Origin of the sequence: Cognatiluteimonas lumbrici (assembly GCF_006476065.1) — a bacterium.
Taxonomy (GTDB): Bacteria; Pseudomonadota; Gammaproteobacteria; order Xanthomonadales; family Xanthomonadaceae; genus Cognatiluteimonas; species Cognatiluteimonas lumbrici.
In genome coordinates, this window is record NZ_ML636798.1 from 2,140,085 (window position 1) to 2,165,184 (window position 25,100).

The 25,100-nt window shown below is 72.5% G+C and carries 31 protein-coding genes; 7 read left to right on the plus strand and 24 right to left on the minus strand.

The annotated features are described in order from the left end of the window. Window position 1: 1 nt before the first annotated feature. The 11 genes from E4F25_RS10365 to E4F25_RS10415 all read right to left on the minus strand — a co-directional run bounded on the left by E4F25_RS10365 (window position 2) and on the right by E4F25_RS10415 (window position 9,552). Window positions 2-1,996, minus strand: a complete 1,995-nt coding sequence (locus E4F25_RS10365) for a S1 family peptidase (RefSeq protein ID WP_246069856.1) — start codon at window positions 1,994-1,996, stop codon at window positions 2-4. 55 nt (window positions 1,997-2,051) lie between these two features. Beyond that, the gene (gene rapZ / locus E4F25_RS10370) at window positions 2,052-2,924 is read right to left on the minus strand and encodes an RNase adapter RapZ (RefSeq protein ID WP_140910056.1); all 873 of its coding nucleotides are present in this window, start codon (window positions 2,922-2,924) and stop codon (window positions 2,052-2,054) included. After that, entirely contained in the window at window positions 2,921-3,868 is a 948-nt protein-coding gene (gene hprK, locus E4F25_RS10375) for an HPr(Ser) kinase/phosphatase (protein ID WP_140910057.1), read from the minus strand. The genes rapZ and hprK overlap by 4 nt, the downstream gene beginning before the upstream one ends. A gap of 9 nt (window positions 3,869-3,877) precedes the next feature. Then, window positions 3,878-4,327 carry a PTS sugar transporter subunit IIA gene (locus E4F25_RS10380; RefSeq protein WP_140910058.1) on the minus strand — a complete coding sequence of 150 codons (450 nt, stop codon included), beginning with the start codon at window positions 4,325-4,327 and terminating at the stop codon, window positions 3,878-3,880. Between the two features lie 43 nt (window positions 4,328-4,370). Beyond that, window positions 4,371-4,700 (minus strand): ribosome hibernation-promoting factor, HPF/YfiA family, encoded by a 330-nt coding sequence (hpf, locus tag E4F25_RS10385; protein ID WP_140910059.1) that lies wholly within the window; start codon window positions 4,698-4,700, stop codon window positions 4,371-4,373. A 99-nt stretch (window positions 4,701-4,799) separates the two neighbouring features. Next, window positions 4,800-6,197 (minus strand): RNA polymerase factor sigma-54, encoded by a 1,398-nt coding sequence (locus E4F25_RS10390; protein ID WP_140910060.1) that lies wholly within the window; start codon window positions 6,195-6,197, stop codon window positions 4,800-4,802. Then, the gene (gene lptB / locus E4F25_RS10395) at window positions 6,198-6,917 is read right to left on the minus strand and encodes an LPS export ABC transporter ATP-binding protein (protein WP_140910061.1); all 720 of its coding nucleotides are present in this window, start codon (window positions 6,915-6,917) and stop codon (window positions 6,198-6,200) included. It lies immediately after the preceding gene. After that, window positions 6,918-7,424 carry a lipopolysaccharide transport periplasmic protein LptA gene (lptA, locus tag E4F25_RS10400; RefSeq protein ID WP_246069857.1) on the minus strand — a complete coding sequence of 169 codons (507 nt, stop codon included), beginning with the start codon at window positions 7,422-7,424 and terminating at the stop codon, window positions 6,918-6,920. It abuts the gene before it with no gap. Between the two features lie 49 nt (window positions 7,425-7,473). Beyond that, on the minus strand, window positions 7,474-8,022 hold the full coding sequence (gene lptC / locus E4F25_RS10405; protein WP_181168263.1) for an LPS export ABC transporter periplasmic protein LptC: 549 nt from the start codon (window positions 8,020-8,022) through the stop codon (window positions 7,474-7,476). Beyond that, window positions 8,019-8,555 carry a KdsC family phosphatase gene (locus tag E4F25_RS10410; protein ID WP_140910064.1) on the minus strand — a complete coding sequence of 179 codons (537 nt, stop codon included), beginning with the start codon at window positions 8,553-8,555 and terminating at the stop codon, window positions 8,019-8,021. Before E4F25_RS10410 ends, lptC begins: the two co-directional genes overlap by 4 nt. A gap of 4 nt (window positions 8,556-8,559) precedes the next feature. Beyond that, window positions 8,560-9,552, minus strand: coding sequence for a KpsF/GutQ family sugar-phosphate isomerase (locus E4F25_RS10415; RefSeq protein ID WP_140910065.1), 993 nt, complete (start codon window positions 9,550-9,552; stop codon window positions 8,560-8,562). 65 nt (window positions 9,553-9,617) lie between these two features. Here E4F25_RS10415 and E4F25_RS10420 point away from each other — a divergent pair, with 65 nt between their 5' ends. Further along, entirely contained in the window at window positions 9,618-9,851 is a 234-nt protein-coding gene (locus tag E4F25_RS10420; protein ID WP_140910066.1) for a BolA family protein, read from the plus strand. A 2-nt stretch (window positions 9,852-9,853) separates the two neighbouring features. Continuing rightward, window positions 9,854-11,107: a UDP-N-acetylglucosamine 1-carboxyvinyltransferase gene (murA, locus tag E4F25_RS10425; RefSeq protein WP_140910067.1), complete on the plus strand. Its 1,254-nt coding sequence runs from the start codon at window positions 9,854-9,856 to the stop codon at window positions 11,105-11,107. Between the two features lie 12 nt (window positions 11,108-11,119). Here murA and E4F25_RS10430 read toward each other — a convergent pair whose 3' ends face one another. The 5 genes from E4F25_RS10430 to purM are packed head-to-tail and all read right to left on the minus strand — an operon-like array spanning window position 11,120 to window position 15,038. Beyond that, window positions 11,120-11,791 (minus strand): DUF3108 domain-containing protein, encoded by a 672-nt coding sequence (locus E4F25_RS10430; RefSeq protein WP_140910068.1) that lies wholly within the window; start codon window positions 11,789-11,791, stop codon window positions 11,120-11,122. A 14-nt stretch (window positions 11,792-11,805) separates the two neighbouring features. After that, window positions 11,806-12,519: a DUF3108 domain-containing protein gene (locus E4F25_RS10435; protein ID WP_140910069.1), complete on the minus strand. Its 714-nt coding sequence runs from the start codon at window positions 12,517-12,519 to the stop codon at window positions 11,806-11,808. Beyond that, a complete protein-coding gene (locus E4F25_RS10440; protein ID WP_181168264.1) occupies window positions 12,516-13,292 on the minus strand; it encodes a DUF3108 domain-containing protein in 777 nt (258 codons plus the stop codon). The genes E4F25_RS10435 and E4F25_RS10440 overlap by 4 nt, the downstream gene beginning before the upstream one ends. Then, window positions 13,289-13,984 carry a phosphoribosylglycinamide formyltransferase gene (gene purN / locus E4F25_RS10445; RefSeq protein ID WP_140910071.1) on the minus strand — a complete coding sequence of 232 codons (696 nt, stop codon included), beginning with the start codon at window positions 13,982-13,984 and terminating at the stop codon, window positions 13,289-13,291. Before purN ends, E4F25_RS10440 begins: the two co-directional genes overlap by 4 nt. 7 nt (window positions 13,985-13,991) lie before the next feature. Beyond that, window positions 13,992-15,038: a phosphoribosylformylglycinamidine cyclo-ligase gene (gene purM, locus E4F25_RS10450; protein ID WP_140910072.1), complete on the minus strand. Its 1,047-nt coding sequence runs from the start codon at window positions 15,036-15,038 to the stop codon at window positions 13,992-13,994. An 87-nt stretch (window positions 15,039-15,125) separates the two neighbouring features. On the opposite strand from purM, the gene E4F25_RS10455 reads away from it, so the two are divergent. From E4F25_RS10455 to hda, 3 genes are read left to right on the plus strand one after another with little or no spacing between them, the layout of a single operon-like run. Next, the gene (locus tag E4F25_RS10455) at window positions 15,126-16,205 is read left to right on the plus strand and encodes a DUF2066 domain-containing protein (RefSeq protein WP_140910073.1); all 1,080 of its coding nucleotides are present in this window, start codon (window positions 15,126-15,128) and stop codon (window positions 16,203-16,205) included. 3 nt (window positions 16,206-16,208) lie between these two features. Then, entirely contained in the window at window positions 16,209-17,369 is a 1,161-nt protein-coding gene (locus tag E4F25_RS10460) for an AI-2E family transporter (protein WP_140910074.1), read from the plus strand. Continuing rightward, window positions 17,366-18,064, plus strand: a complete 699-nt coding sequence (hda, locus tag E4F25_RS10465) for a DnaA regulatory inactivator Hda (protein ID WP_140910075.1) — start codon at window positions 17,366-17,368, stop codon at window positions 18,062-18,064. Before E4F25_RS10460 ends, hda begins: the two co-directional genes overlap by 4 nt. Window positions 18,065-18,073: 9 nt before the next feature. On the opposite strand, the gene E4F25_RS10470 is transcribed toward hda, so the two are convergent. The 6 genes from E4F25_RS10470 to E4F25_RS10495 are packed head-to-tail and all read right to left on the minus strand — an operon-like array spanning window position 18,074 to window position 22,928. Continuing rightward, entirely contained in the window at window positions 18,074-18,829 is a 756-nt protein-coding gene (locus tag E4F25_RS10470; RefSeq protein WP_140910076.1) for a PDZ domain-containing protein, read from the minus strand. Further along, window positions 18,826-19,173 (minus strand): hypothetical protein, encoded by a 348-nt coding sequence (locus E4F25_RS10475; RefSeq protein WP_140910077.1) that lies wholly within the window; start codon window positions 19,171-19,173, stop codon window positions 18,826-18,828. The genes E4F25_RS10470 and E4F25_RS10475 overlap by 4 nt, the downstream gene beginning before the upstream one ends. After that, window positions 19,170-19,706, minus strand: coding sequence for an RNA polymerase sigma factor (locus E4F25_RS10480; RefSeq protein ID WP_140910078.1), 537 nt, complete (start codon window positions 19,704-19,706; stop codon window positions 19,170-19,172). The genes E4F25_RS10475 and E4F25_RS10480 overlap by 4 nt, the downstream gene beginning before the upstream one ends. A gap of 44 nt (window positions 19,707-19,750) precedes the next feature. Continuing rightward, on the minus strand, window positions 19,751-20,455 hold the full coding sequence (murU, locus tag E4F25_RS10485; protein ID WP_140910079.1) for an N-acetylmuramate alpha-1-phosphate uridylyltransferase MurU: 705 nt from the start codon (window positions 20,453-20,455) through the stop codon (window positions 19,751-19,753). Next, window positions 20,452-21,465: an aminoglycoside phosphotransferase family protein gene (locus E4F25_RS10490; protein WP_140910080.1), complete on the minus strand. Its 1,014-nt coding sequence runs from the start codon at window positions 21,463-21,465 to the stop codon at window positions 20,452-20,454. Before E4F25_RS10490 ends, murU begins: the two co-directional genes overlap by 4 nt. A 20-nt stretch (window positions 21,466-21,485) precedes the next feature. Next, entirely contained in the window at window positions 21,486-22,928 is a 1,443-nt protein-coding gene (locus E4F25_RS10495) for a M20 family metallopeptidase (protein ID WP_140910422.1), read from the minus strand. A gap of 222 nt (window positions 22,929-23,150) precedes the next feature. Here E4F25_RS10495 and E4F25_RS10500 point away from each other — a divergent pair, with 222 nt between their 5' ends. Together E4F25_RS10500 and E4F25_RS10505 are read left to right on the plus strand one after the other, a co-directional pair. After that, the gene (locus E4F25_RS10500) at window positions 23,151-23,480 is read left to right on the plus strand and encodes a ComEA family DNA-binding protein (protein WP_140910081.1); all 330 of its coding nucleotides are present in this window, start codon (window positions 23,151-23,153) and stop codon (window positions 23,478-23,480) included. 165 nt (window positions 23,481-23,645) lie between these two features. Continuing rightward, entirely contained in the window at window positions 23,646-24,236 is a 591-nt protein-coding gene (locus tag E4F25_RS10505; RefSeq protein WP_140910082.1) for a HutD/Ves family protein, read from the plus strand. Here the strand turns inward: E4F25_RS10505 and E4F25_RS10510 are convergent. Together E4F25_RS10510 and E4F25_RS10515 are read right to left on the minus strand one after the other, a co-directional pair. Next, window positions 24,233-24,556: a non-heme iron oxygenase ferredoxin subunit gene (locus E4F25_RS10510; protein WP_140910083.1), complete on the minus strand. Its 324-nt coding sequence runs from the start codon at window positions 24,554-24,556 to the stop codon at window positions 24,233-24,235. The two genes, E4F25_RS10505 and E4F25_RS10510, sit on opposite strands and share 4 nt — an antisense overlap. A gap of 2 nt (window positions 24,557-24,558) precedes the next feature. Then, window positions 24,559-25,086 carry a GNAT family N-acetyltransferase gene (locus tag E4F25_RS10515; RefSeq protein WP_407062815.1) on the minus strand — a complete coding sequence of 176 codons (528 nt, stop codon included), beginning with the start codon at window positions 25,084-25,086 and terminating at the stop codon, window positions 24,559-24,561. Window positions 25,087-25,100: the final 14 nt, after the last annotated feature.

Below are 25,100 nucleotides of genomic sequence, written 5' to 3' on the forward strand. Positions count from 1 at the left end.
CTCAGCGCTCCTTGACCTTCATGTCCTTGAGCAGGCGGTCCAGCTTGCCCTTGATCTCGTCCTCCGGCGGGCTGCCTTCGGTGGAGACGTACGCAGCGTACAGCACCGAGGGCGATTCCACCCCGTCCGCGGCCACCACCGTGGTGATCCGGCTGGAATCGTCCTCGCGGCGCGGCACCTCGTTGTAGGGGAACTTGCGCTCGACCAGGCGGCTCCACTCGTTGAGGTAGTCGTTGCCCAGGTGCGACGGCGGCGAGGGATTGCGCACGATCATCACGTAGTTGTCCTCCAGCGCCTTGGCCGAGACCCAGGCCTCGGCGACGTCCCACACGGTGTCGCCGCCGTCGCGGAAGAACGAGAAGCCCAGCGTCAGCATGCTGTCCTCGCCGATGCGCTGCAGCTCGGGGGTGTAGCCGAACGCGAGGCGCCCGGAGTCGTAGCGGAAATGCTTGCCGTAGCTGAAGTCGATGTCCACGTCGCGCAGCGCCTCCGGCAGCACGCCGGGCTGCGCCAGGAACTGCTTCCACTGCGCCAGGGTGCCGTCGTAGTTGGCGTAGATGAAGTCGGCCAGCGCCAGCATGTTGATGGCCTGGTCGTGCTCCTGCATCGCGATCGTGGAGCGGGCGACGCCGACGTAGCCGTCGGGCACCGGCAGCGCCAGCACCGCGATCTTGGCGTTGGCGTAGGCGAGGTCCCAAGTCCAAAGGCGCCAGTTGCGGCCCCAGGCGTCGCGGTGCGCCACGTTGCCGCTCGGCTTGCCAAGCGAGGTGACCAGGATCTGCTCGTTGCCGAACGGGCGCTTCAGGAACCCGACCTGCAGCAGCAGGCCCATCGGCAGCTGCGGGTCGGAGTAGAAGTCGCCGGCCGGGATGTCGTCGGGACGGCGCAGGTGGAACAGGAAGTTGTTGCCGTAGCTGCCCGGGGTCACGTGCCCGTTGCCGGACAGGCGGATGTCGTTGCGCTCCTCGCCGGCGACGCCCCAGGTGTCGTTGCCGCCGCGGACCACCACCTTGGGGAAGTTGCCCATGGTCGCGATGCTGTGCAGCAGCGCGTCGGAGCCGTTGCCGTTGGGGAACAGGCGCGCCTTCTCCTGCGCGAGCAGGGCGGCGAGCTGCTGGTCGTACCAGGCGTTGGTGGTGCGCTTGTACTCGGCGAAGAAGCGGGCGAGGGGGAGCGGGAGGTCGAAGCTGGCGCGCAGCGTGTCGGTGATGGTGCTGTCGAACACGTCGAACTGGTAGCCGATGCGCTGCTCGATCGAGCCGACCCCGTCGGGCGCGTCCATCACCATCCCGATGGGCAGCGCGTAGTTGAGGTTCTCGTTGGGCGACTTGGCCAGCACCACGCCGATGACCTTGCCGGCCTCGTCCACCAGCGGGCCGCCGCTGTTGCCGGGCGAGGCGGCGGCGGAGAAGCGCATCCAGTCCCAGCGCCCGTCCTGCTGCTCCGGCGTGTCGGAGGTGTACAGGCCGTCGCGGATCACCACGCCGGTGCCGTAGGCGTTGCCCACCGAGTACACCGCGCGCCCGGGCGCCGGTTTCGGGGCCACCTCCAGCGGAGCCCCCGCCGGCCGTTCCTTCAGCGAGAACACCACGAAGTCCTTCTCCAGCGAGAACTTGTGGACCTTGTCGATGGCGTAGACCTTGCCGGCATTGTCGCGCAGCGCCGGTTCGCCCCAGAGGCTGTTGACGCCGGACAGCAGTACGTGCGCCGCGGTGACGTAGCGCCCGTTGCCGATCGAGAACGCGGTCCCGATCGAGTGGTACTTGTCGTTGCGCTGCTGGAAGGGGAGCTGTTCGTACGGCAGCGGCTTCTCGTACTCGAGCGGGTCGTCCACCGGCTTGGCCGAGACCACCTCGAAGGTCGCCGCCTGGATCGCCGGCAGGCGCTCGGGATCGAGCGTGGCGGCGGCCGCCGGCGCCAGCAGGCACAGGCCCGCGGCCAGCAAAACGGCGGACCATGCCGCGCGCGCGGCAGCCATGGAAACGCGCTTCTTCATTCGATGCTTCTCCCCGGGATACCCCGGGCAGGATCAGCGCAACGGGCGGTTCGCGTCAATCCAGTTCGCGGTGGTGCACCGCCACTTCAGCCCAGCCCTTGCTGCGGCAGTGCTCGGCCAGGCGCTCGGCGAGGTACACCGAGCGGTGGCGGCCGCCGGTGCAGCCGAAGGCGATGGTCGCGTAGCTGCGGGTGTCGGTGCCCAGCCGCGGCAGCCAGGCGTCGAGGAAACCCGCGACCTGGTTCGCATAGGCGACCACGTCCGGCTCCTGGTCCAGGTGCTCGCGCACCGGCTGGTCGCGCCCGGACAGGGGGCGCAGCTCGGGGTTCCAGTGCGGGTTGGGCAGCACCCGCGCGTCGAACACGAAGTCGGCCCCGGGCGGCAGGCCGCGGCGATAGGCGAAGGATTCGAACAGCAGCGACAGCGACTGGTCGCCCCCGAGCGCGAACTCCGTGATCACCTGGCGGCGCAGCTGGTGCACGTTGAGCCCACTGGTGTCGATGACCACGTCGGCGATCCGCTGCAACGGCTTGAGCGCCTGTCGCTCGAGCGAGATCGCGTCCGCCAGCACCAGGCCGAGGTGGCTCAGCGGGTGCCTGCGGCGGGTGTCGGCGTAGCGCCGGAGCAGCATCGCGTCGTCGGTGTCGAAGAACACCAGCTGCGGGTCCAGGCCGAGCGCGCCGACCGCCGACAGCCACTCCGGGATCTGCGACAGGTCGCTGCTGCGGTTGCGGATGTCGATGCCGACCGCGAGCTTGTCCGGGGTCTCCTCGGAGCCGGTGACCGTGCGCACGAATTGCGGCAGCAACTCCGCCGGCAGGTTGTCCACGCAATAGAAGCCGAGGTCCTCGAAGGTCTTCAGCGCCACCGACTTGCCCGAGCCGGACATGCCGGTGACGATGACCAGGCGGGGGGCGTCGTTGCTCATGTCGCGCGCTCCAGGAAGTGGCTGTGGCGCGCCATGAAGGCCGCCGCGGGGTCCACGCCCTTCGCGCGCAGGATGTGCACGCGCGCCGCCGCCTCGGTCAGCACCGCCAGGTTGCGGCCGGCCATCACCGGCAGGGTCACGGTCGGCACGTCGAGGTCGAGCACCCGGCGCGAGCCGAGGTCGCCGGTCAGCCGCTCCAGACCGTCGGGCGACGGCGCCGCGCTGGGCTGCGCGAGGTGGACGATCAGGCGCAGGTACTTGTTCCGCTTCACCGCGGTGTCGCCGAACATGTCGCGGATGTTGAGCACGCCGAGGCCGCGCACCTCGAGCAGGTCCTGCAGCAGTTCCGGGCAGGTGCCGTCGAGCACGTCCGGCGCGATCTGGGTGAACTCCGGGGCGTCGTCCGCGACCAGGCGGTGGCCGCGGGTGATCAGCTCGAGCGCCAGCTCGCTCTTGCCCAGGCCCGGCTCGCCGGTCACCAGCACGCCGATCGAATAGACCTCCATGAACACCCCGTGCAACGTGACCCGCGGCGCCAGCGTGCGCGCCAGGTGGTACTGCAGGTGGTTGAGCAGCTCGTGGCCGCGCTTGGGCGAGGACCACAGCGGGGTGTCGGTTTCCTCGGCCGCGATCCGCAGGTCCTCGGGGCAGGACTGGTCCTTGCTGATCACCAGCGCCAGCGGGGCGAAGTGCACGATCTTCTGGATGGTCTCCCAGCGCTGGCGCGAATCCAGGGTGTCCAGCCAGCTGAGTTCCTCGGTGCCGAGGATCTGCACCTTGTTCGGGTAGATCGCGTTGAGGTAGCCGGCCAGCGAGGGCCGCCGGGCCACGGTGTCCACGGCTTCCAGGGTGTTGCAGCGCCCGCTCTCGCCGGCGATCCAGCGCAGGTCCAGGCGCTCGCGCAGCTGCTCGAACAGTTGGCCGGCGCTGATGCTCGCGTGCATGCGTTCCCCCTAGCCCCGGACCTGCAGCACGCCGCGCAGCGCGTCGGCGTCGGGCGCGGCGCGCAGGGCCGCGCGGAACCCGGGGTCGGCGAAGGTCTCCGCCAGTTCCGACAGCAGCTGCAGGTGCTGCTGGGTGAAGTGCCGCGGCACGGTCATGGCGAAGACCAGGTCCACCGGGGTGCCGTCGCCGGCTTCGAAGTCGGTGGGCTCGCGCAGCCGGAGGAAGGAGGCGCGGGCGTCGTCGAAGGTGTTGCAGCGGCCGTGCGGGATGGCCACGCCATGGCCGATCGCGGTGCTCCCCAGGCGCTCGCGCTGGCGCAGGCATTCGGCGATCGCGGCGGTGTCGCCGGCCGAATCGAGCGTCAGCAGCCGCGCCGCTTCCGCGAGCACGCCGTCGCGGTCGACCGGGTCGTCGAGCACGGCAATGCGGTCGGGATGGAGCAGGTGGGTCGCTGGCATCGCGGGCTGGCGAAGGGCCGCTCGTGGGCCGGGACCCCCAATGCTAGGCGAAGTCGCCGCTGCGTGCCGCGCTCTCGGCCCGGCGGTGCGCGTCCACCTGCTTGCCCTTGTGCTTGGCCAGCAGGCGGTCGAGCTTGTCCGACAGCAGGTCGATCGCGGCGTACATGTCCACGCCGCTGGCGTCGGCGTGCAGGGTGCGGCCCGCGAAGCTGACGGTGGCTTCGGCGCGGTGCTCGGGCTTGTCCACCACCAGCAGGGTGCGCACTTCCATCGGCTGGTCGAAGTGGCGGCCCAGGCGGGCGAACCGGGTCTGGACGTACTCGTGCATGGCCGGGGTGACTTCGATTTCCTGCCCGCGGGTCTCGATGCGCATCGCACTCTCCTCCGTCTGCCTTGGGTCGGCTACAGCATGGCCCGGAAACGGAGCGGCGCGGTGAACATCCGGTTAAAAAACCGGCCCGACCGCGGTAGCTCAGGCCAGGCGGACGCGATCCTGGGAGGAGGGGATGTTCATGGCCTCGCGGTACTTCGCCACGGTGCGGCGGGCCACCGGGATGCCGCTGGCCTCGAGCGCCGCGGCCAGGCGCGCGTCGGACAGCGGCTTGCGGGGGTCCTCGGCCTCGACCAGGCGCCGGATCATGGCCTGGATGGCGGTGCTCGAGGCCTCGCCGCCGCCGGCGATGCCGATGCCCGAGGCGAAGAACGCGCGCAAGGGCATGGTGCCGCGAGGCGTGCGCACGTGCTTGCGCGCCACAGCGCGCGAGACGGTGGATTCGTGCAGGCCGAGCCGGGTCGCGACCTCGCGCAGGGTGAGCGGACGCAGCGCCTGGTCTCCGAACTCGAGGAACGCGGACTGCTCGTGCACCAGGCACTGGACCACGCGCATCAGCGTTTCGCCGCGCTGCTCCAGGTTCTTCAGCAGCCAGCGCGCCTCCTGCAGGTGCCCGCGCAGGTAGCCGGCGTCCCCGGGGCTGGCGCGGCCGATCATGCCGGCGTAGCCGGCGTGGATGGTCAGCCTGGCGGCGTGGTTGCCGGCCAGCGCCACCCGCCAGGTGCCCTGTTCGCGCCAGACCACGCAGTCCGGGGTGACGTAGGTGTCCCCGGGCAGGCCGCCGAAGGCGGCGCCAGGGCGCGGGTCGAGACCGCGCAGCAGGGCCAGCGCCTCGGCGGCCTCGTCCGGCGTGCAACGCAGCTCCGTGGCCAGGCCGTCGGCACCCGCGCGCGGCACGCGCTCGAGCATCTCGCGCGCGATGCGCAGCGCCAGCGCCCGCGCCGGCGTGTCCTCCGGCATCAGGTCAAGTTGAAATGCCAGGCATTCGCCGAGGTCGCGCGCGCCGACCCCGGGCGGATCGCAACGCTGCAGTTCGCGCAGCACGGGCAGCAGCGCCTGCTCGTCCACCTCGAGCTCCGGGCCCAGGCCCTCGGCGATGCCTGCCAGCGGCTCGCGCAGGTAGCCGTCGTCGTCGATGGCGTCCACCAGGGCTTCGGCGATGCGCAGGTCGCGCGGGCCCAGCGGCCCCAGCCGGAGCTGCCACAACAGGTGTTCGTGCAGCGACTCGACGGCCGCGACGCGCTCGGCGGGGTCGCCATCCTCGTCCGACCAGCCGCCACCGGCGCCGCTCCAGGCCTCGAGCTCGCCCGGCGGGGTGCCGGCGTCGGGCTGGCCGGGATCCGCGGAGGCGGCCGTGGCGTCGGAGCCGGCTTCGACGCGTCCCGGCTCGGCCCAGTCCAGCAGCGGGTTGCTCTCGACCGCGGCCGCCAGTTCGGCGTCGAGTTCGGGGCCGGACAGCTGCAACAGGCGGATCGCCTGCCGCAGCTGGGGCGTGAGCACCAGTTGCTGGCCGAGCGACGTCTGCAGCCTGGGCTTCATCTATAGGCGGAACGACTCGCCCAGGTAGACGCGCCGCACGTCCGGGTTGGACAGCAACGCGTCGGGGGCGCCCTGGGCAAGCACGCCGCCCTCGTTGAGGATGTAGGCGCGGTCGCAGATGCCGAGCGTCTCGCGCACGTTGTGGTCGGTGATCAGCACGCCGATGCCGCGGTTCTTCAGGTGGCGGACGATGCGCTGGATCTCGCCGACCGAGATCGGGTCCACGCCTGCGAACGGTTCGTCGAGCAGCATCAGCCGCGGCCGCGCCGCGAGCGCGCGCGCGATCTCCACGCGCCGGCGCTCGCCGCCGGACAGGCTGGCGCCGGACTGGGCGGCGACGTGGTTGACCTGGAGCTCGTCCATCAGGTCGGCGAGTTCCTTCTCGCGGCCGGCCTTGTCCAGGTCCGGGCGCAGCTCCAGCACCAGGCGGATGTTGTCGGCCACGCTGAGCTTGCGGAACACCGACGGTTCCTGCGGCAGGTAGCCGACGCCGCGCTTGGCGCGGATGTACATGGGCTCGGCGGTGATGTCGGTGCCGTCGAGCACGATGCGCCCGGCATCCGCCGGCACCAGCCCGACGATCATGTAGAAGCAGGTGGTCTTGCCGGCGCCGTTCGGGCCGAGCAGGCCGACGACTTCGCCGGCGTCCAGGCTCAGGCCGAAGTCGCGCACCACCTCGCGCGAGCGGTAGCGCTTGCGCAGCCCTTCGGCGACGAGCATCTAGTTGCCGTCCCCGGCCGGGTCGGTGTCGTCCTGCGTCGAGCCGCCGCGCGCCGCCTTCGGCAGGATGCGCATGTGCACGCGGCCGCTGCCCTGGCCGCCGCTCTCCACGCCGCCGGTCTTCAGGTTGTAGACGACGCGCTCGCCGCTCATGGTGCCGCGCGGCTGCGAGATGCTCACGTTGCCGGTGAACACCACCACCTCGGTGGTCAGGTTGTAGTCCACGTTCGCGGCCTTCGCGGTCATCGGCGTGCCGTCGTCCATCTGCTGCCTGAGCTCCACCGAGCCGGTGAACACCGCGCGCACCGGCTCGCCGTCGGACAGGGTGATCTTCGCGCCCTGCGAGGTGATCTCGAGCGTGCCCTGGGTGATGCGCACGCCGCCGGACAGGGTGTTGACGCTGTCTCCGCTGAACGTGCCGCTCTGGTGCCCCGCGTAGATGTCCATCGGCTTGTTGCGGTCGGAGCTGCGGGCGCCGACGGCGGTCGCCACCGCGAGCAGCGACACGGCGACGGCCGCGGCGAGGGCGCGGGCTGCGGGTCGACGGGGGCGATGGCTAGGGGACATGGCGGGTGTGCACCTGCGACTTGAGTTCGTAATGCCTGGTGGCGAGGTTCGTCTCCAGGCCGACGCCCTGCAGTATAGAACCCGGCTGGGTGATGGTGACGCGCGCCGGGGAGGTCGCCAGGTCGCGCTCTGGGAATACGTTCAGTTGCGTGGTTTCCAGCGCGACCTTGCGCTGGCCCGGCGGGCTGTCGATGCGCACGTCGCCGCGCAGCCGCAGCTCGTCGCCCTCGGGCGACACCCAGCCGTCGCGGGCCTCGACGCGCCAGTAGTCGCCGTCCGAATCCGGCAGCAGGAAGACCGGGGTCGCGAGCGACATCGCCTGCCCGGCGGGGTCGCGGGCGATCCGCGGCGCGCGCAGGGTGAACGATTCCGTACCGTCGTCGTCCAGTGCGACCAGCTCGACGTCGTGCAGGACGTAGTCCGAGCGCCCGGGGGTGGCGGGGCCGGCTTCGCCGTTCCCGCGGTGGCGCAGCACCGACCACGCGGACACCACCGCGGCCACCAGCAGGAACAGCGTGAGCGCGGTCCGCCAGCTCACGCCAGCAGTCCCTCGACGTGGCCCTGCGCGGACAGCAGCAGGTCGCACAGCTCGCGCACCGCTCCCTGGCCGCCGTCGCGGCTGCTGCGCCAGCGCGCGTGCTGCAGGATCCACGGGTGTGCGTCGGCGGGGGCCGCGGACAGTCCGACCGCGCGCATCACGTGCAGGTCGGCGAGGTCGTCGCCCATGAACGCCACCGCGTCCATGGCCAGGCCGCGCTGCGCCGCCAATCCTTCGACGAAGGCCTGCTTGTCCGCGACCTCGGCGTGCGATTCGGCACCGAGCTCGGCCGCGCGCCGGGCCGCCACCGCGCCCGGGCGCGCGGTGACGAACACCGCGGGGATCCCCACGCGCCGCAACAGCGCGATGCCCTGGCCGTCGCGCACGTGGAAGGCCTTGGCCTCGCGCCCGGCGTCGTCCAGGTACAGGCGTCCGTCGGTCAGCGTGCCGTCCACGTCCAGGCACAGCAGGCGGATGCGCATGGCGCGCTCGCGCACGTCGGCGGGGGCGGTCGCGGACGGGTCGTAGGTCATCGGCTCACACCACCCGGGCGCGCAGCAGGTCGTGGATGTTGAGCGCGCCGACCACCTTGCGGCCGTCGTCCACCACCAGCAGCGCGTTGATCTTGTGCCGCTCCATGAGCTGCGCGGCCTCGACCGCCAGCGCGTCGGAACCGATGGATTTCGGCGTGCGCGTCATGACCTCGGCGATGCGGGTGGTGCGCAGGTCGCGCGCCTCGTCGTCGAGCGCGCGGCGCAGGTCGCCGTCGGTGAACATGCCGACCAGGCAGCCGGCGGCGTCCACGATCGCGGTCATGCCCAGGCGCTTGCGGCTCATCTCCACCAGCGCCTCGCTCAGGGTCGCCTCCTCGCCGACGCGGGGGATCTCGTCGCCGGCGTGCATCACGTCGGTGATGTGCAGCAGCAGCCTGCGGCCGAGGCTGCCGGCCGGGTGCGAACGGGCGAAGTCGTCGGCGGTGAAGCCGCGCGCCTCGAGCAGCGCGACCGCGAGCGCGTCGCCGAGCGCGAGCGCGGCGGTGGTGCTGGTCGTCGGGGCCAGGTGCAGCGGGCAGGCTTCTTCCGGCACGCTGACGTCGAGGTGTATGTCGGCGGCAGTGGCCAGCGTGGACGCCGGGCGGCCGGTCATCGCGATGAGCACGTTGCCCTGGCGCTTGAGCACCGGCAGCAGCATCAGCAACTCGTCGGTCTCGCCAGAGTTCGACAGCGCCAGCACCACGTCGGCATCCGTGATCATCCCGAGGTCGCCGTGGCCGGCCTCGCCCGGGTGGACGTAGAACGCCGGGGTGCCGGTGGAGGCGAGGGTCGCGGCGATCTTGCGCGCGATGTGGCCGGACTTGCCCATGCCGCTGCAGGCGACGCGGCCGCGGCAGGCCAGCAGCGCCCGGCAGGCCTCGCTGAAGGCGCCGTCGATGCGGCCGGCGATCTCGGCCAGGCCGCGGGTCTCGACCTCGATGACCCGGCGCCCTGTGGCGGCGAAGTCGAAATCGTCGGGGGGCGCCTCGGTCGACATTCGGACGGCTCGGCCTTCGGATAGACTGGATGCCGGATTTTACGCGAGTTTGCCCCGGCCCCCCGATGAACGCCGAAACCATCAAACAGCTGATCGAACAGGGCCTTCCCGGCGCAACGGCACGGGTGGAGGGCGCGGACGGCGTGCATTTCGAGGCCACCGTGGTCAGCGAGGCGTTCCGCGGCAAGCTGCCGCTGGCCAGGCACCGGCTGGTCTACGCCACCCTGGGCGAGCGCATGGGCGGCGAGATCCACGCGCTGGCCCTGCGCACGCTGACCCCCGAGGAAGCGGGCGCCTGACCATGCAGAAGATCGTGGTCGGCGGCGGGGTGCCGCTGCGCGGCGAGGTGCGGATCTCCGGCGCCAAGAACGCCGTGCTGCCGATCCTGTGCGCCGGCCTGCTCGGCGACGCGCCGCTGGTGGTGCGCAACGTGCCCAACCTGCACGACGTCAAGACCACGCTGCGGCTGCTGGCGGAGCTGGGCGCCGGCATCACCCTGGACGACAGCTTCACCATCCGCATCGACCCGACGCGGGTGCGCAACCACGTCGCGCCCTACGAGCTGGTCAAGACCATGCGCGCCTCGGTGCTGGTGCTCGGGCCGCTGCTGGCGCGCCACGGCGCCGCCGAGGTGTCGCTGCCCGGTGGTTGCGCGATCGGCTCACGCCCGGTGGACCAGCACATCAAGGGCATGCAGGCGCTGGGCGCCGAGGTCGCGGTCGAGCACGGTTTCATCAAGGCGCGCGCGCGGCGGCTGCGCGGCGCGCGGGTGGTGTTCGACATGGTGAGCGTCGGCGCGACCGAGAACGTGCTGATGGCGGCGACCCTGGCCGAGGGCCGTACGGTGCTCGAGAACGCCGCGCGCGAGCCCGAGATCGTGGACCTGGCGGAATGCCTGGTCGCGATGGGCGCGCGGATCGAGGGCGCCGGCAGCGACCGGATCGTGGTCGAGGGCGTCGAGCGCCTGGACGGCGGCGAGCACGCGGTGGTCGCCGACCGCATCGAGGCCGGCACCTTCCTGGTGGCGGCGGCGATGACCGGCGGCGCGGTGACCGCGACCCACGCCCGCCCCGACACCATGTCGGTGGTGCTGGACAAGCTGCGCGACGCCGGCGCCGCGCTCGAGTGCGACGGCGACCGCATCCACCTGGAGATGCGCGGACGGCCGCGTGCGGTCGACTTGACCACCGCACCGCATCCCGGCTTCCCGACCGACATGCAGGCGCAGTTCATGGCGCTGGACTGCATCGCCGAGGGCACCGGGGTGGTGCACGAGAACATCTTCGAGAACCGCTTCATGCACGTGCAGGAACTGCTGCGGCTGGGCGCGGACATCCGCGTCGAGGGCAACACCGCGATCGTGCGCGGCGTGCCGCGGCTGAGCGGCGCGCCGGTGATGGCGACCGACCTGCGGGCCTCGGCGTCGCTGGTGCTGGCGGGCCTGGTGGCCGAAGGCGACACCACCATCGACCGCATCTACCACCTGGACCGCGGCTACGAGAACATCGAGGCCAAGCTGTCTGCGCTCGGCGCGCGAATCCGCCGGATCGACTGAGCGCCGCGCCGCTCAGGCGGCGCGCATGTCGATGGTGTCGCCATCGGGCTCGTGCTGCAGGAAGCGCGCCGGCAGCGCCATGCCCGGGACGATCCACGCGACGTACTGCCTGCCGTCGGCGGCGGCGAACAGCTTCACGGCCTCGCGCTTGCGGCCGTCCACGGTGACCGTCTCGGTGCCCAGGCGCTTGAACGCCAGCACCCGCGCGTGGCCGTTGTCCACCACCCGGTAGCGGGTGGCGCGGCCCGCGGCGACGTCGCGGGCGAGGGCGACGTTGAGCAGCAGCATGTCGATGTCGCCCGCCTGCAACGCGACCGGGCCGGCGCGGCTCGGCTTGACGTCTCCCTTCCAGCGCGCGCTGCCCGCGCGCCAGTCGAAGGTGGTGGTGATCGCCTTGCCGGAGATCGCCGTGTCCACCCGGCGGCTGCTTCCGAGCGGACGCAGGCGCCCGCCATTGACGTCGAACACCGTGGACTGGTCGATGCTGGCGACGGCGTTGCCCATCTTCAGCGTCACCACCCAGCGGTTCCCGGAAGGGCGCAGGCTCATGCTGCCGCGGGCGGAGAGCCCGTTGTAGCCCACGCGGTACTGGGTGGTGGCGGATTCGAGCGCGCCGGAGGATGCGGGTACGAGGAGCGCCGCCAGCATGAAGAGCGTGGCGGCGAGGCTTGCGGCTGGGCGCATTGGGGTCCCGGTTCTCAGTTGATGGATTTCAGGCGCAGGTCCATCTCGTCGGCGCCGCCCTTGCGCTGCAGGATGCGCGTCGGGACCGGCAGCCCCTCGACCACCCACAGCACCTGTTCCTTGTCGCCGCTCTTGCGCGAGACCTTGGTGGCCTCGCGCTGCTGGCCGCCGACGCTGACGGTGTCCGTCCCGACCACCCGGTAGCGCATGCGGGTGGCCTTGCCGTCGTCCACCATGCGGTAGTCGAGCGGCTTGCCGGCAGCGGCGTCGCGCGCGATCGCGAGGTTGAGCAGCATCGCGTCGAGGTCGCCCGGGCGCAGCGCCACGGGTCCCCGGCGGTCGTCCTTGACGTCACCGCTCCAGCGGGCTTCGCCGGCGGCCCAGTCGTAGGTGGCGCGCTTGCTGCTCTTCTTGATCAGGAAGGTCGACGAGTCGCTGTTCGACAACGGCTTCCAGGTGCCGTCGTCGGCCTCGAACACGGTGACCTGCTCGAGCTTGGCGATCGGGCTGTCGATGCGGAAGCTGTAGGTCCAGCGGTCGCCGCCGGACGCAGCCAGGGTCATGGTGCCGGTGGTGTGCATGCCCATGTAGCTGGCGTCGTAGGTCGCGGTGAACGGCTGCAGGCCGCCGTCGGCGGCGGCCACGGGCGCGGCCAGCGCCAGCGCGAGGCCGGCGGCGGCCAGCAGGGTGCGCAGCGCGCGGCGGCAGGATCGGGCGATCGGATTCATTGGCTGGCTCCGGTGTACTCGACCAGTCGCAGGTCGGTGCTGTCCTCTCCATCCTCCACCTGGAGGATCCTCACGGGCGTGGGCACGCCCCTGGCGACCCAGACCTCGGTGCGGTCGTTGCCTTCGACGCGCTCGACCTTGGTGGCGCTGTAGCCGAGGCCGTCGATCTCGACGCCCACCGGCTCGGCCGCGGCGACGTAGGTGTGCTCGCGCACGCGCCCGCCGTCCACGTAGCGGTAGTGCAGGGTCTCGCCCGGGACCGCATCGCGGACCACGGCCAGGTCGATCAGCAGCGCATCGAGGTCGCCCTCGCGCAACGGAATCGGATCCCGGCGCGACTCCTTGACGTCCCCGGTCCAGCGCGCGACGCCGGCGTCCCAGTCGTACACGCCGGTGCGGGTGCGGTCCGAGAACAGCGTGCGCCGGGTGGTGACCTGGCGGAGCGGGCGGTAGGTCCGGCCGTCGCTCGCGAACACCGTGGTCTGCTTCATCTTCAATCCGGCCAGGCGCATCAGGCCGCTGCCCTTCATGTCGAGGTCGATGCGCCAGTTGCCGTTGTCGAGGTGCTCCAGGCGCATCACCGCGTTGCCGAGCTTGCGGCCGTCGCTGTAGACCTCGTAGGTGGCCGCGAACGGCGAGAGCGTGCGGACGCGTGCTTCGGCGGCCGTCGCGGACGCGGCGGCGGCCTCGCCGGACGCCTCCTGGGCGAACGCAAGCGGTGCCGCGGCAAGGCACAGGCACAGCGCGGCCATTGGCGGCAGGAGTCGCTTCATTGCGGTTCCGGGGAAAGGCATCCGCTTGAATCTAGTAGCAACGGCGTAAACAGCGGATGACCGTCGAGCAGCACCGTTGCGTCCCGTTCAGCGATGCGCCCGGCGGCCGCGAGCTGCACCGCCGCCACCAACAGCGGATGCTCCACCGCCAGCACCCGCCGCGCGAGCGTGGCGGGGTCGTCGCCGGGCAGCACCGGCACGCGGGCCTGCGCGACCACCGCGCCGGCATCCAGTTCCGGCACCACGAAATGCACGCTGGCGCCGTGCTCGCGATCGCCGGCCTCCAGCGCGCGCGCATGGGTGCGCAGGCCCCGGTACAGCGGCAACAGCGAGGGATGGATGTTGAGGATCCTGCCCGCGAAGCGCTCGAGGAAGGCGTCGCCGAGGATGCGCATGTAGCCGGCGCAGACCACCCAGTCCGGGCCTGCGCCGGCGACCGCGGCCGCGAGCGCGTCGTCGAAGTCGCTGCGCCGGGCGTAGGCGCGGGCATCGCGGCTCCAGCGCAGCGAGGCGTGCACGCGTTGCAGCGCCGGTGCGGTCGGGCGGTCGCTGAAGACGCCGACGACGTCCGCGTCCAGGCGCCCCCCGGCGATGGCATCGAGCAGGGCCTGCAGGTTGCTGCCGCGACCCGAGGCGAGGACGGCGATCCGGTTCGGCCGCGACTCGGGACCCGGGGCTGGGGGTTCGCGCAAGGCGGGCCTAGCCGATGCGGACGCGGTCGCCGCCCGGCGCGGCCACCACGCGGCCGATGGCCCGGTGCGCCAGGCCGAGGCGGTCGAGTTCGGCAGCGACGGCGGCGGTGGCGTCGGCGGCCACCACCAGCACGAAGCCGATGCCGCAGTTGAAGGTGCGCCACATTTCCTCGCGCGGCACCGCGCCCTCGCGCTGCAGCCAGTCGAACACCGGCGGCAGCGCCGGCGCCTCGATCTCGAGGCCGAGGCCGTCGGGGACCACGCGGATGATGTTCTCGGTCAGGCCGCCGCCGGTGATGTGGGCCATGCCGTGGATCGCCTCGCCCTGGGCGCCGCGCAGCAGCGCCAGCACCGGCTTGACGTACAGCGCGGTCGGCGCCATCAGCGCGTCCACCAGGCGCACGCCGCCGACGTCGGCGTCGGCGGGGCGACCGGCGCGGTCGTAGATCCGCCGCACCAGCGAGTAGCCGTTCGAATGCGGACCGCTGGAGGCGATGCCGAGCAGCACGTCGCCCGCGCGCACGCGCGCGCCGTCGCGCAGTTCGGATTTCTCGACCGCGCCGACCGTGAATCCCGCGAGGTCGTACTCGCCGGGCGGGTACATGTCCGGCATCTCCGCGGTCTCGCCGCCGATCAGCGCGCAGCCGGCTTCCTCGCAACCGCGCGCGATGCCGCCCACGACCGCGGCCGCGGTGTCGATGTCGAGCTTGCCGGTGGCGAAATAGTCGAGGAAGAACAGCGGCTCGGCGCCCTGCACCAGCACGTCGTTGACGCACATCGCCACCAGGTCGATGCCGATGGTGTCGTGGCGGCCGAGCTGCTGGGCCAGCTTGAGCTTGGTGCCGACGCCGTCGGTGCCCGACACCAGTACCGGCTCGCGGTACTTGCCGGACAGGTCGAACAGCGCGCCGAAGCCGCCGAGCCCGCCCATCACCTCGGGCCGGAAGCTGCGCTTCGCCAGCGGCTTGATCCGTTCCACCAGCGCATTGCCGGCATCGATGTCGACGCCGGCGTCGCGGTAGGTCAGCGGGGCAGGGGGCGTGGGCGTGTTCACACTGGATCCGGCGGCGTGGAGTGGCCATGTTATCAGCGCGCACGGCCGGCAATGGACGCGATGGCGCCGGTGCGGCACCATTCCTGCATGGACACCTTCCGCATCACGGCCGCGGCATGGATGGCGACGCTCGCGCTGCTGCTCGCCGCCGGCACGGCCCACGCGCAGCGCGTGGAGGGCGACCGCCCGGAGGCGCGCGGCGTCTACCAGGCCGAAGTCCCGGTCCGCAGCCAGGGTGCCGACGACCGCGCACGCGGCTTCGCGCGCGCCCTGGCCGAGGTGCTCGGCAAGCTGACCGGCGATCGCCGCATCGCCGAGCAGCCGGGCGTGGCCAGCGCGTTGGGCCGTGCCGCCGACCTGGTGGACGGCTACGACTACCGCCAGGACGAGGGCGTGTCCTCGACCACCGGCGCACCGACCTACGGCACCACCCTGATCGTGCGCTTCGACCCGGCCGGGGTCGAAGACCTCGCCACCGTGCTCGGCCTGCCGGTGTGGCCGACGCCGCGCCCGAAGCCGGTGCTGTGGCTGGCGATCGACGACGGCAGCGGGCCGCGGCTGGTCGGCCTGTCGAAGGCGGACGCGGCGCGGGCGGTGCTCGACCGCGCGATCGAGCGCGGCTTCCGGCTCGGCCTGCCGGCCGGCTCGGCGGCCGAACAGGCCGCGGTCGGCGCGATCTGGCGCGGCGACGTCGGTGCGATCTCGCGCCTGTCGTCCCGCTACAACCCGCCGATGCAACTGATCGGCAAGCTCTACCGCGAGGGCGGTGGCTGGGCGGCCGACTGGATCTTCGTGGACCATGGCCGCGTGCTGAAACGCTGGTCGAGCGACGACCGCAGGCCGCTGCAGGCCATGGCCGCCGGTGCCGACGGTGCCGCCGACGCGCTGGCGGCGCGCTACGCGAAGGCATCCGAGCCGATCGGCGAGCCGGGCCGCTACGTGGTCCGTTTCACCGGGCTCGAGGACGCCGGCGACTACATGCGGCTGTCGGCCTGGCTGCAGTCGCAGGCGGTGGTGCAGGACATCGTGCCCAGGCGCGCCACCGCCGGCATGGTCGAGTTCGAACTGCAGCTCGCCACCGGCTTGCCTGGCCTGCGCCGGGTCGCCGATGCCGAACTGCTCGCGCCCGCCGGCGAGGGCGAACCGCTCACTTTCGACGTCCGCTGAGCCATGGAAGACACCGACCGCGACGCACTGGCGACTTTCCTGGGCCGCCTGCAATGGGGCCTGCTGGCGTTGCTGGCCCTGTGGGTACTGTGGCTGCTGGCGCCGGTGCTGACGCCGTTCGTGCTGGCGGCGCTGCTGGGCTGGCTCGGCGATCCGCTGGTGGACCGGATGCAGGCCCGCGGCGTGCCGCGCAACGGCGCGGTGATCATGGTGTTCGCGGTGATGGCCGCGGTGACGCTGCTGGCGGTGCTGCTGCTGGTGCCGATGCTGCAGCGCCAGGTCGTGACCCTGGTGACCTCGCTGCCGAACTACCGCGAGTGGTTCGTGGGCACGGCGCTGCCGTGGCTGGAGTCGCGCACCGGGCTCGAGCTCGTGCCCTACCTGGATCCGGCGCGCCTGTTCACGCTGGCGCGCGAGCACTGGGAGCAGGCCGGCGGCGCCGCGGCGACCATGCTCGGCTACCTGTCGCGCTCGGGCTTCGCCGTGCTCGGCTGGGTCGCGAACGTGGTGCTGCTGCCGGTGCTGACCTTCTTCTTCCTGCGCGACTGGGACCTGTTCGTCAGCCGCTTCGCGGCGCTGGTGCCGCGCGACAAGGCCCCGACCGTGGCCCGCCTGGCGCGCGAATCCAGCGAGGTGCTCGGTGGCTTCCTGCGCGGGCAGCTGCTGGTGATGCTGATCCTCGGCGTGCTGTACGCGATCGGCCTGCGCGCGCTCGGCCTCGACCTGGGCATCCTGATCGGCGTCATCGCCGGCCTGCTGACCTTCGTGCCCTACCTCGGCCCGGCGACGATCCTGGTGCTCGGCGGCATCGCCGCGGTGGTGCAGTTCGGCGACTGGCAGCACCTGGTCGGGGTGCTCGCGGTGTGGGGCATCGGCCAGGTGATCGAGAGCTACTGGCTGACGCCGAAACTGGTCGGCGACCGCATCGGCCTGCATCCGGTGGTGGTGATTTTCGCGGTGTTCGCCGGCGGCACGCTGTTCGGCTTCACCGGCATGCTGCTCGCGCTGCCGGTCGCCGCGATCGGCAACGTGCTGCTGCGCTACGCGTACGAGCGCTACACCCACAGCCGGCTCTACGCCGGGCACGCTCCCATCATGCTGCCGCCGGAACCGGCGGCCGGCGCCGAGCCGGGCAGCCCCGCATCCGACGCGGGAGACGCATGAGCGAGGCCACGCGGCAATTGCCGCTGGCGCTGCGCTATCCGCCGGACCAGCGCCTGGAGACCTACGTGGACGCGCCCGCCGGCGTGCTCGGCCAGCTGCGCGCGCTGGCCGCCGGCTCCGGCGAGGGGCTGTACCTCGCGGGCCCGGCGGGCGCCGGCAAGACCCACCTGGCGCTGGCCACCTGCGCGGCCTCCGAGGCCGGCGGCCGGCGCGCGGCCTACCTGCCGCTGAAGTCGGCGCGCGGGCGCCTGCGCGATGCGCTCGAGGCGCTCGACGAAGCGACGCTGGTGGCGCTCGACGGGCTCGAGGCGATCGCCGGGGCGCGCGACGACGAGGTCGCGCTGTTCGACTTCCACAACCGTGCGCGTGCCGCAGGGACCGGGCTGCTCTACGTGGCGCAGGCGGCGCCGGATGCGCTGCCGCTGTCCTTGCCCGACCTGCGTTCGCGGCTGGCGCAATGCGCCCGCGTGCTGCTTTCCCCGCCCGACGAAGCCCGCCGCCGGGCCGTGCTCGGCGAGCGGGCCCGCCGGCGCGGACTGGTGCTGGAGCCGGCGGCGCTCGACTGGCTGCTGCGCCGCGCCGGCCGCGACCTCGCCGGGCTGACCGCCTTGCTCGACCGCCTGGACCAGGCCTCGCTGGCGGCGCAGCGTCGGCTCACGGTGCCGTTCCTGCGCCAGGTGCTCGGCGACCTGTAGCCGCGCCGCTCAGCGCCGGCAGGGCTCCGGCGTGACCTCCCAGACCACCGGCTCCCAGTAGCTGTTGGAGTGGATGCCGGCGGCGTCCAGGCGGTCGGGCAGCAGCCGCGCGCCGACCTGGTAGCGGGTATCCGCCGCGACCTCGATCACCAGCGCCTTGGTCGCCCGCGGCCCGAGGCGGGTCCGCGTGCGGTCGCGGCGCTCGGCCTGCATCGGGTCGAAGCGATGGCGATCGATGCCTTCCTCGACCAGCAGCACGTGCGTCCCGGCCTGCAGTTCGTGCGTCCTGCCCAGCGGCGTGCCGGTGCCGTCGATGTCGTAGATGCGCGCCCGGTACACGTTCTCCGAGACGCGCGGCGGCGCGCCGGTCGTGGAGACGCGGCCGCAGGCGTCGGTCGCGGTCGCCAGTGCGTCGCGGTCGGCGGCGCCGGACAGCGCGAGCCGTCGACCGTCGCGGGCCACCTCGAGCCGGAGCGAGCCGTCGCCCGCCTGCACCGCCGCGGCCAGTGCTTCGGCGGCGTTGGCGTCCAGCGCGCGGCCGTTGACCGCGAGCAGGCGGTCGCCGGGGCGGAGGCCGAGGCGTTCGGCGGCACCGCCCGGGGTCACCGCCAGGACGCGGGCGCCATCGGTGCCGGCATCGCGGACGTCCACGACCGCGCCCAGCGACCAGCCTGCGTCGTCTTCCGACGCGGTCGCGGCATGGAGCTGGAAGCTGGCGGCCAGCAGGCAGCCCGCGAGCAGCAGGGAAAGTCGGTTCGGTTTCATGAGCGGCTCCTCCTCGTGGCGAGGGCTTGGTTGCGCGCGGCCCACAGCGGTGCCAGTTCGGCATCGCTGGCGCCGCGCGCGTAGGCGGCCTGCAGGGCGCGGTCGAGCGCCTGCAGCGTGGGGTCGGGGGTGGTGGCGACCGGGACCGCTGGCTGGGCCGGTGTGTCGTCCGGCCCGAGGCTTGGCGCCAGCAGCACGGCCGCCAGCACCAGCGCGCAGGCGGCGCCGGCGCCGCGCAGGCCGTTGCGGCGCCGTCGGTAGGCGCGGCGCACCCGGCCTTCCAGCGCGGGCGGGGGCGGGACCGGCGCGGGATCGATGGACGGGACGGGATCGGTGGGGGTCATTGCGATGCTTCTCCGGTGTGTTCGCGCATCCGCTCCAGGGCGCGCGCGACCAGCGACTTCGACCAGCTCTCGCTGCGCCCGAAGCGCCGGCCCAGCTCGGCGTGGGTCCAGCCTTCGACCTGGTGCAGCCACAGGACGGTACGCACCAGGGGCGGCAATCGTCGCAACACCGCGTCGGCCTCGGCGTGTTGCTCGGGGCCGGGGCCGGGCTCCGGCCATTCCCGGTCGCCCGCGTCCTCCAGCCGGCCCTGCCGCCGGAACAGGTCCACCGCGGCGTTCGCGACCACGCGCTTCAGCCATGGCCGCAGCGGGCGGTCCGCCTGCAGCCCGCCGATGAAGCGGACCATGCGCAGGAACGCCTCCTGGGTCAGGTCCTCGGCGGTCGCGGCGTTGCCGGTCAGGCGCAGCGCGAGTCCGTGGACGGCGGGAGCATGGCGTCGGTAGAGCAGGGCGAACGCCTGTTCGTCGCCCCAGCGAGCGCGCCGCAGCAGCTGCGGTTCGTCGTCCGTGGCGTGGGTGGCGACAGTGTCCATGTCCCGGATACGTCCGGGGCGCGCGAATCGTCGCAGGCGACGGCTCACGCCAGCAGCGCGTCGAGCTCGGCCAGGCGCTGCGGGGTGCCGACGTCGGTCCAGCGTCCGCGATGGTGCTCGCCGCTGACCGCGCCGCGTGCGATCGCCGCGCGCAGCAGCGGCGCGATCGGGAAGCGCGGCGGCACCGCGTCGGCGCCGGCGCGCGCGCCGATGACTTCGCGCCAGCCGTCGAACAGCGCGCGGCGGTAGACCCCGATGCCGGAGAAGGTCAGCCGCGGCGTCCCTTCCGCGGACACGCTGCCGTCCGCGGCCAGCACGAAGTCGCCGCCGGGGTGGTGCGCCGGGTTCTCCACCAGCACCAGGTGGGCGGCGCCCCGCGGCGCGGGCAGGGTGCCGAGCGGGTGGTCGCACCAGATGTCGCCGTTGATCGCCAGGAACGGCACGTCGTCGTCGCCGCACAGCACCGGCAGCGCGTTGTGCATGCCGCCCCCGGTCTCGAGCGGCACCTCGCCCTCGTGCAGGAAATGCAGCTTCAGGCCCCAGCGGCTGCCGTCGCCCAGCGCCTGCGGGAACTGCGCCGCGAGCCAGCTCGTGTTGAGTACCACCTCGCGCACGCCGATCGCGGCCAGCCGCTCGAGGTGCCATTCCACCAGCGGCTTGCCGCCCGCGCGCAGCAGCGGCTTGGGCGTGCTGTCGGTCAGCGGGCGCATGCGTTCGCCCAGGCCCGCGGCGAAGACCAGCGCCTTCATGCAGTCCCGGCCTGCGCCGCCATCGCCGGCTTCACGGTGTGCTCGATCAGCTCCTGCAGCGGCGCGAGTCCCGGGTGGCGCGGCACCACGGCGTCGAGGTAGGCGAAGAAGCGCGGCACGTCCGCCAGGTACTTCGACTTGCCGTCGCGATGGTGCAGGCGCGCGAAGATGCCGATCACCTTGAGGTGGCGCTGCACGCCGATCCAGTCGGCGTCGCGCAGGAAGCGCTCCAGGTCCGGGACCGGTAGCCCGGCGTCGGCGGCGCGCGCGTGGTAGCGCGCCAGCCATCCGCGCACGCGATCCCCGGGCCACGACAGGAACGCATCCTTGAACAGGCTCAGCGGGTCGTAGGCGATCGGCCCGACCACCGCGTCCTGGAAATCGAGCACCGCGAGCGTGTCGCCGGCGGGCATCAGGTTGCGCGGCATGAAGTCGCGGTGCACCAGCACCCGCGGCTGTGCCAAGGCGGCGTCGAGCAGGCGCCGGTACACCAGGTCGAGCGTGTCCAGCATGCCGCAGGCCGGCGCCAGGCCGAGGTGGCGCCCGAGGAACCACTCGTCGAACAGCCGCAGTTCGCGGGCCAACAGGGCTTCGTCGTATGCCGGCAGGCCGGCCGGGGGTTCGATCGCCTGCAGGCGCAGCAGCTGGTCGACCGCGGCGTCGAACCAGCGGTCGGCGTTGGCCTCGTCCACGACCTGCAGCAGGGTTTGCGCGCCCAGGTCCTCCAGCAGCAGGAAGCCGGCCTCGACGTCGCGGGCGAGCACCCGCGGGACGCGCACGCCGCCCGCCTCGAGCAGGTCGCGGATCGCCAGCCACGGGCGCACGTCCTCGCGATCCGGCGGCGAGTCCATCACGATCCGCGAGGGCCCGGCGCCGGTGCTGCGCCAGTAGCTGCGGAAGCCGGCGTCCACGGAGGCGCGGTCGAGCGTCGCCCCCGGGTCGCCGAGGGCCGCGCGCGCCCAGCGGAGTCGGTCCTCGTCGCGGGCGGCGGGGCTGGGATCGTTGGCCATGGGCGACCGCCGTGCGCGGATCAGCGGCCGGTCTCGCCGCGCACGCTCGCGGCGTGGTGCTCGGCGACGACCCGCGCGACGGACGCGGTGACCTTCTTGCCCATCGGGATGTGCAGGAACTCGTTCGGGCCGTGCGCGTTGGAGTGCGGGCCGAGCACGCCGGTGATCATGAACTGCGCCTTCGGGAACTTCTCGCCGAGCATGCCCATGAACGGGATCGAGCCGCCTTCGCCCATGTACATCGCGGGCTTGCCGAAGAACTCGTTGCTGGCGGTGTCGATCGCCTGCTCCAGCCACGGCGCCAGCGCCGGGGCGTTCCAGCCGCTGGAGGCCTTCTCCAGTTCCAGCGTGACCTGCGCGCCGTTGGGCGGGTCGCGCAGCAGCGCTTCCTTCAGCAGCTCGCCCGCGCGCCTGCCGTCCACGGTCGGCGGCAGGCGCAGCGACAGCTTGACCGCGGTGGCGGGGCGCAGCACGTTGCCGGCCGACGCCAGCGGCGGGATCCCGTCCATGCCGGTGAGCGACAGCGCCGGCCGCCAGGTGCGGTTGAGCACCAGCTCGGCGAGGTCGTCGTCCATCGGGCGCAGGCCGTCCACCAGCGGGAACTTGTCGTACACCTCGGTGCCGAGCACTTCCGCCACGCGCGCGGCCTGGGCGGTCCGCTCCTGCGGGATGTCCGCATGCAGGCCGTCGAGCAGGATGCGGCCGGTGTCCTCGTCCTCGATCCGGGACAGCAGCTGGCGCAGCAGGCGGAAGCTGGACGGCACGATGCCGGAGGCGTCGCCGGAGTGCACGCCCTCGTCGAGCACCTTCACCGCGAGGTTGCCGCCGGCCAGGCCGCGCAGCGAAGTGGTGCACCACAGCTGCTCGTAGTTGCCGCAGCCCGAGTCCAGGCACACCACCAGCGAGGGCTGGCCGATGCGCGGGGCGAGGTGGTCGACGTAGGCGGGCAGGTCGTAGCTGCCGGATTCCTCGCAGGCCTCGATCAGGATCACGCAGCGCGCGTGCGGCGCGCCCTGCGCCTGCAGCGCCTCGATCGCCGCCAGCGAACCGAAGATCGCGTAGCCGTCGTCGGCGCCGCCGCGGCCGTACAGCCGGTCGCCCTTGAGCACCGGCTTCCAGGGGCCGAGGTCCGCGTCCCAGCCGGTCATCTCCGGCTGCTTGTCGAGGTGGCCATACAGCAGCACGCAGTCCTCGCCAGTCTCCGGGCCGCTCGCCGGCACCTCCAGGTAGATCAGCGGGGTACGGCCCTCGAGGCGGATGACCTCGACCACCAGCCCTTCGATCGGCTGCGCCCGGGCCCAGGCCTCCATCAGTTCCACCGCCCGCTCCATGTGGCCGTTGGCAACCCAGTCGGCGTCGAACATCGGCGACTTGTTGGGGATGCGGATGTACTCGACCAGCTGCGGGACGATGTCCTCGTCCCACATGCGCGAGACGAAACGGTCGATGGCGGCGCTGTCCAGCGCGGCGGAGGGGGTGGGCATGGCGGACCTCGGTATGCGTCGGCGTCCCATTCTACTGCGGCCGCGGTGTAGGACTTTTCCCACCCGCAGTCGCGGAGTTCCCCGGCTCCCCCCGGGCATGACCGGCGATACGTTGCCTCCATGGCCATGGAGAGACTGGCTCCACCGGGCGGCAGCGACCGCCAGGGAACGGAAGCCACACATCATCCAGGGAGATTCGCCATGAAGCATTTCACCAATGCCGTCCGCCTGCTGTCGCTCGGCCTGCTGCTGGCCCTCGGGCTGGGTGCCGCGCCCGCGGCCCAGGCCACCGACAAGGTGGACATCAACAGCGCCGACGCCGCCGAGATCGACGCCGCGCTCGTCAACGTCGGCCGCGAGAAGGCCGAGGCCATCGTCGCCTACCGCAAGGCCCACGGCCGCTTCGAGAGCGCCGAGCAGCTGGCGCTGGTCAAGGGCATCGGGCTGCGCACGGTCGAGAAGAACCGCGACCGCATCTCGCTCGGCAGCGCGCCGGCGCGCAAGCCGTCGACCAAGTCGCGATCGAAGTAGATGCGCGCGGCATAGGCGCGAGCCGTGGCCATGCAGGGACGCATGGTCCGCAGCGGGGCAGGAGCCCCGGCTGGAACGGCAGGAAGCCGATACAGGGATGTAGCCGCCGGCAGTGCAGGACGCGCTGCTGGCGGCGACTTGCGCGTGGCACGCTAGACTGCCCGCATGCCTTCGCCACGCATCCTTCCCGCCGCCGAGTACCGCCGCGAGCGCTGGAAGAACGGGGCAGGCTGGACCCGGCAGATCCATGCCGAGCCCCGCGCCGATGGCGGCGAGGGTTGGGACTGGCGGCTGTCGATCGCCGAGATCGAAGAGGACGCTCCGTTTTCCGCGTTTCCGGGCGTCGAGCGCGAGCTGGTGCTGCTCGAGGGCAACGGCATGCGCCTGCGCTTCGAAGACGGCGAGGTGCATGAGTTGCAGCCCCCGCACGGGCGCCTGCGTTTCGCGGGGGAACGCGCGCTGGTCGGGGAGCTGGTGGACGGCCCCACCCGCGACTTCAACCTGATGTGGCGGCGCGAGAGCGTGGACGCGCAGCTATGGCATCGGCCCCTGGTGGGCTCGATGGCGGTGTTCGTCGCCCCGGGGGAGACCTGGGCCGTGCACGTGCTGGCCGGCGGCGCGGCGTTCGAGCGCGAGGACGGCCAGCCGGTGCTCTCTGCCGGCGACACCGCGTTGCTGGCCTGCGCCGAGCGCCGCAGCTTCCTGCTCGAGGGCGCCGGGGAAGCGTTGCTGGTGCGCGTCTCGCCGCTGGCCTAGCCGCGGTCGTCGCGGGTCCAGACGGCGCCGTCCTCGACCTTGACCGGGAACTTCACCACCGGCGCGTAGGCCGGCGGGTTGAGCGCGCGACCGTCGCGCACGTCGAACTTCGAGCCGTGCAGCACGCACTCGATGGTGGCCTCCTCGCCGTCGAAGCAGCCGGCCGACAGCTCGAAGTCCTCGTGGCTGCAGCGGTCCTCGAGCGCGTAGTAGTCGCCGTCGTGGTTGACCACCACGATCGCCGTGTCGCCGTCCCAGGCCACGGTGGACTCGCCGGGCAGCAGTTCCGACGTGGCGCAGACGCGGATCCAGTCCTGCATCGCTACAACTCCTTCTCGAGCACCGCGAAGCGGAGGTCGTTGCGCTTCGGCAGGCCGAAGCGGGGGTCGGTGGCCGGGAAGGGCAGGGTCTCGCCGGTGCGCCGATAGCCGCGCCGTTCGTACCAGGCGATGAGCTCCTCGCGCAGGTCGATCACCGTCATGCGCATCCGCGGCAGGCCCCACTCCGCGCGCGCGACACGCTCGGCCTCGGCCAGCACCGCGCGGCCGAGGCCGGCGCCCTGCAGCGCCGGGCGGACGGCGAACATGCCGAAATAGCCGGCGTCGCCGCGCGCTTCCACGTGCGCGCAGGCCACGATCCCGCCGTCGCGTTCGGCCAGCAGGATGCGGCTGCGCGGGCGGGCGATGTCCTCGAGTAGGACCTCGGGCACGATGCGGTTGCCGTCGAGGATGTCGGCCTCGGTGGTCCAGCCGGCGCGGCTGGCCTCGCCGCGGTACGCCGACGTCACCAGTTCCACCAGCGCGGGCACGTCGGCGGCGGTGGCGGCGCGGAAGGCGATTGGAGCGGTCACGATCGTCCCCATGG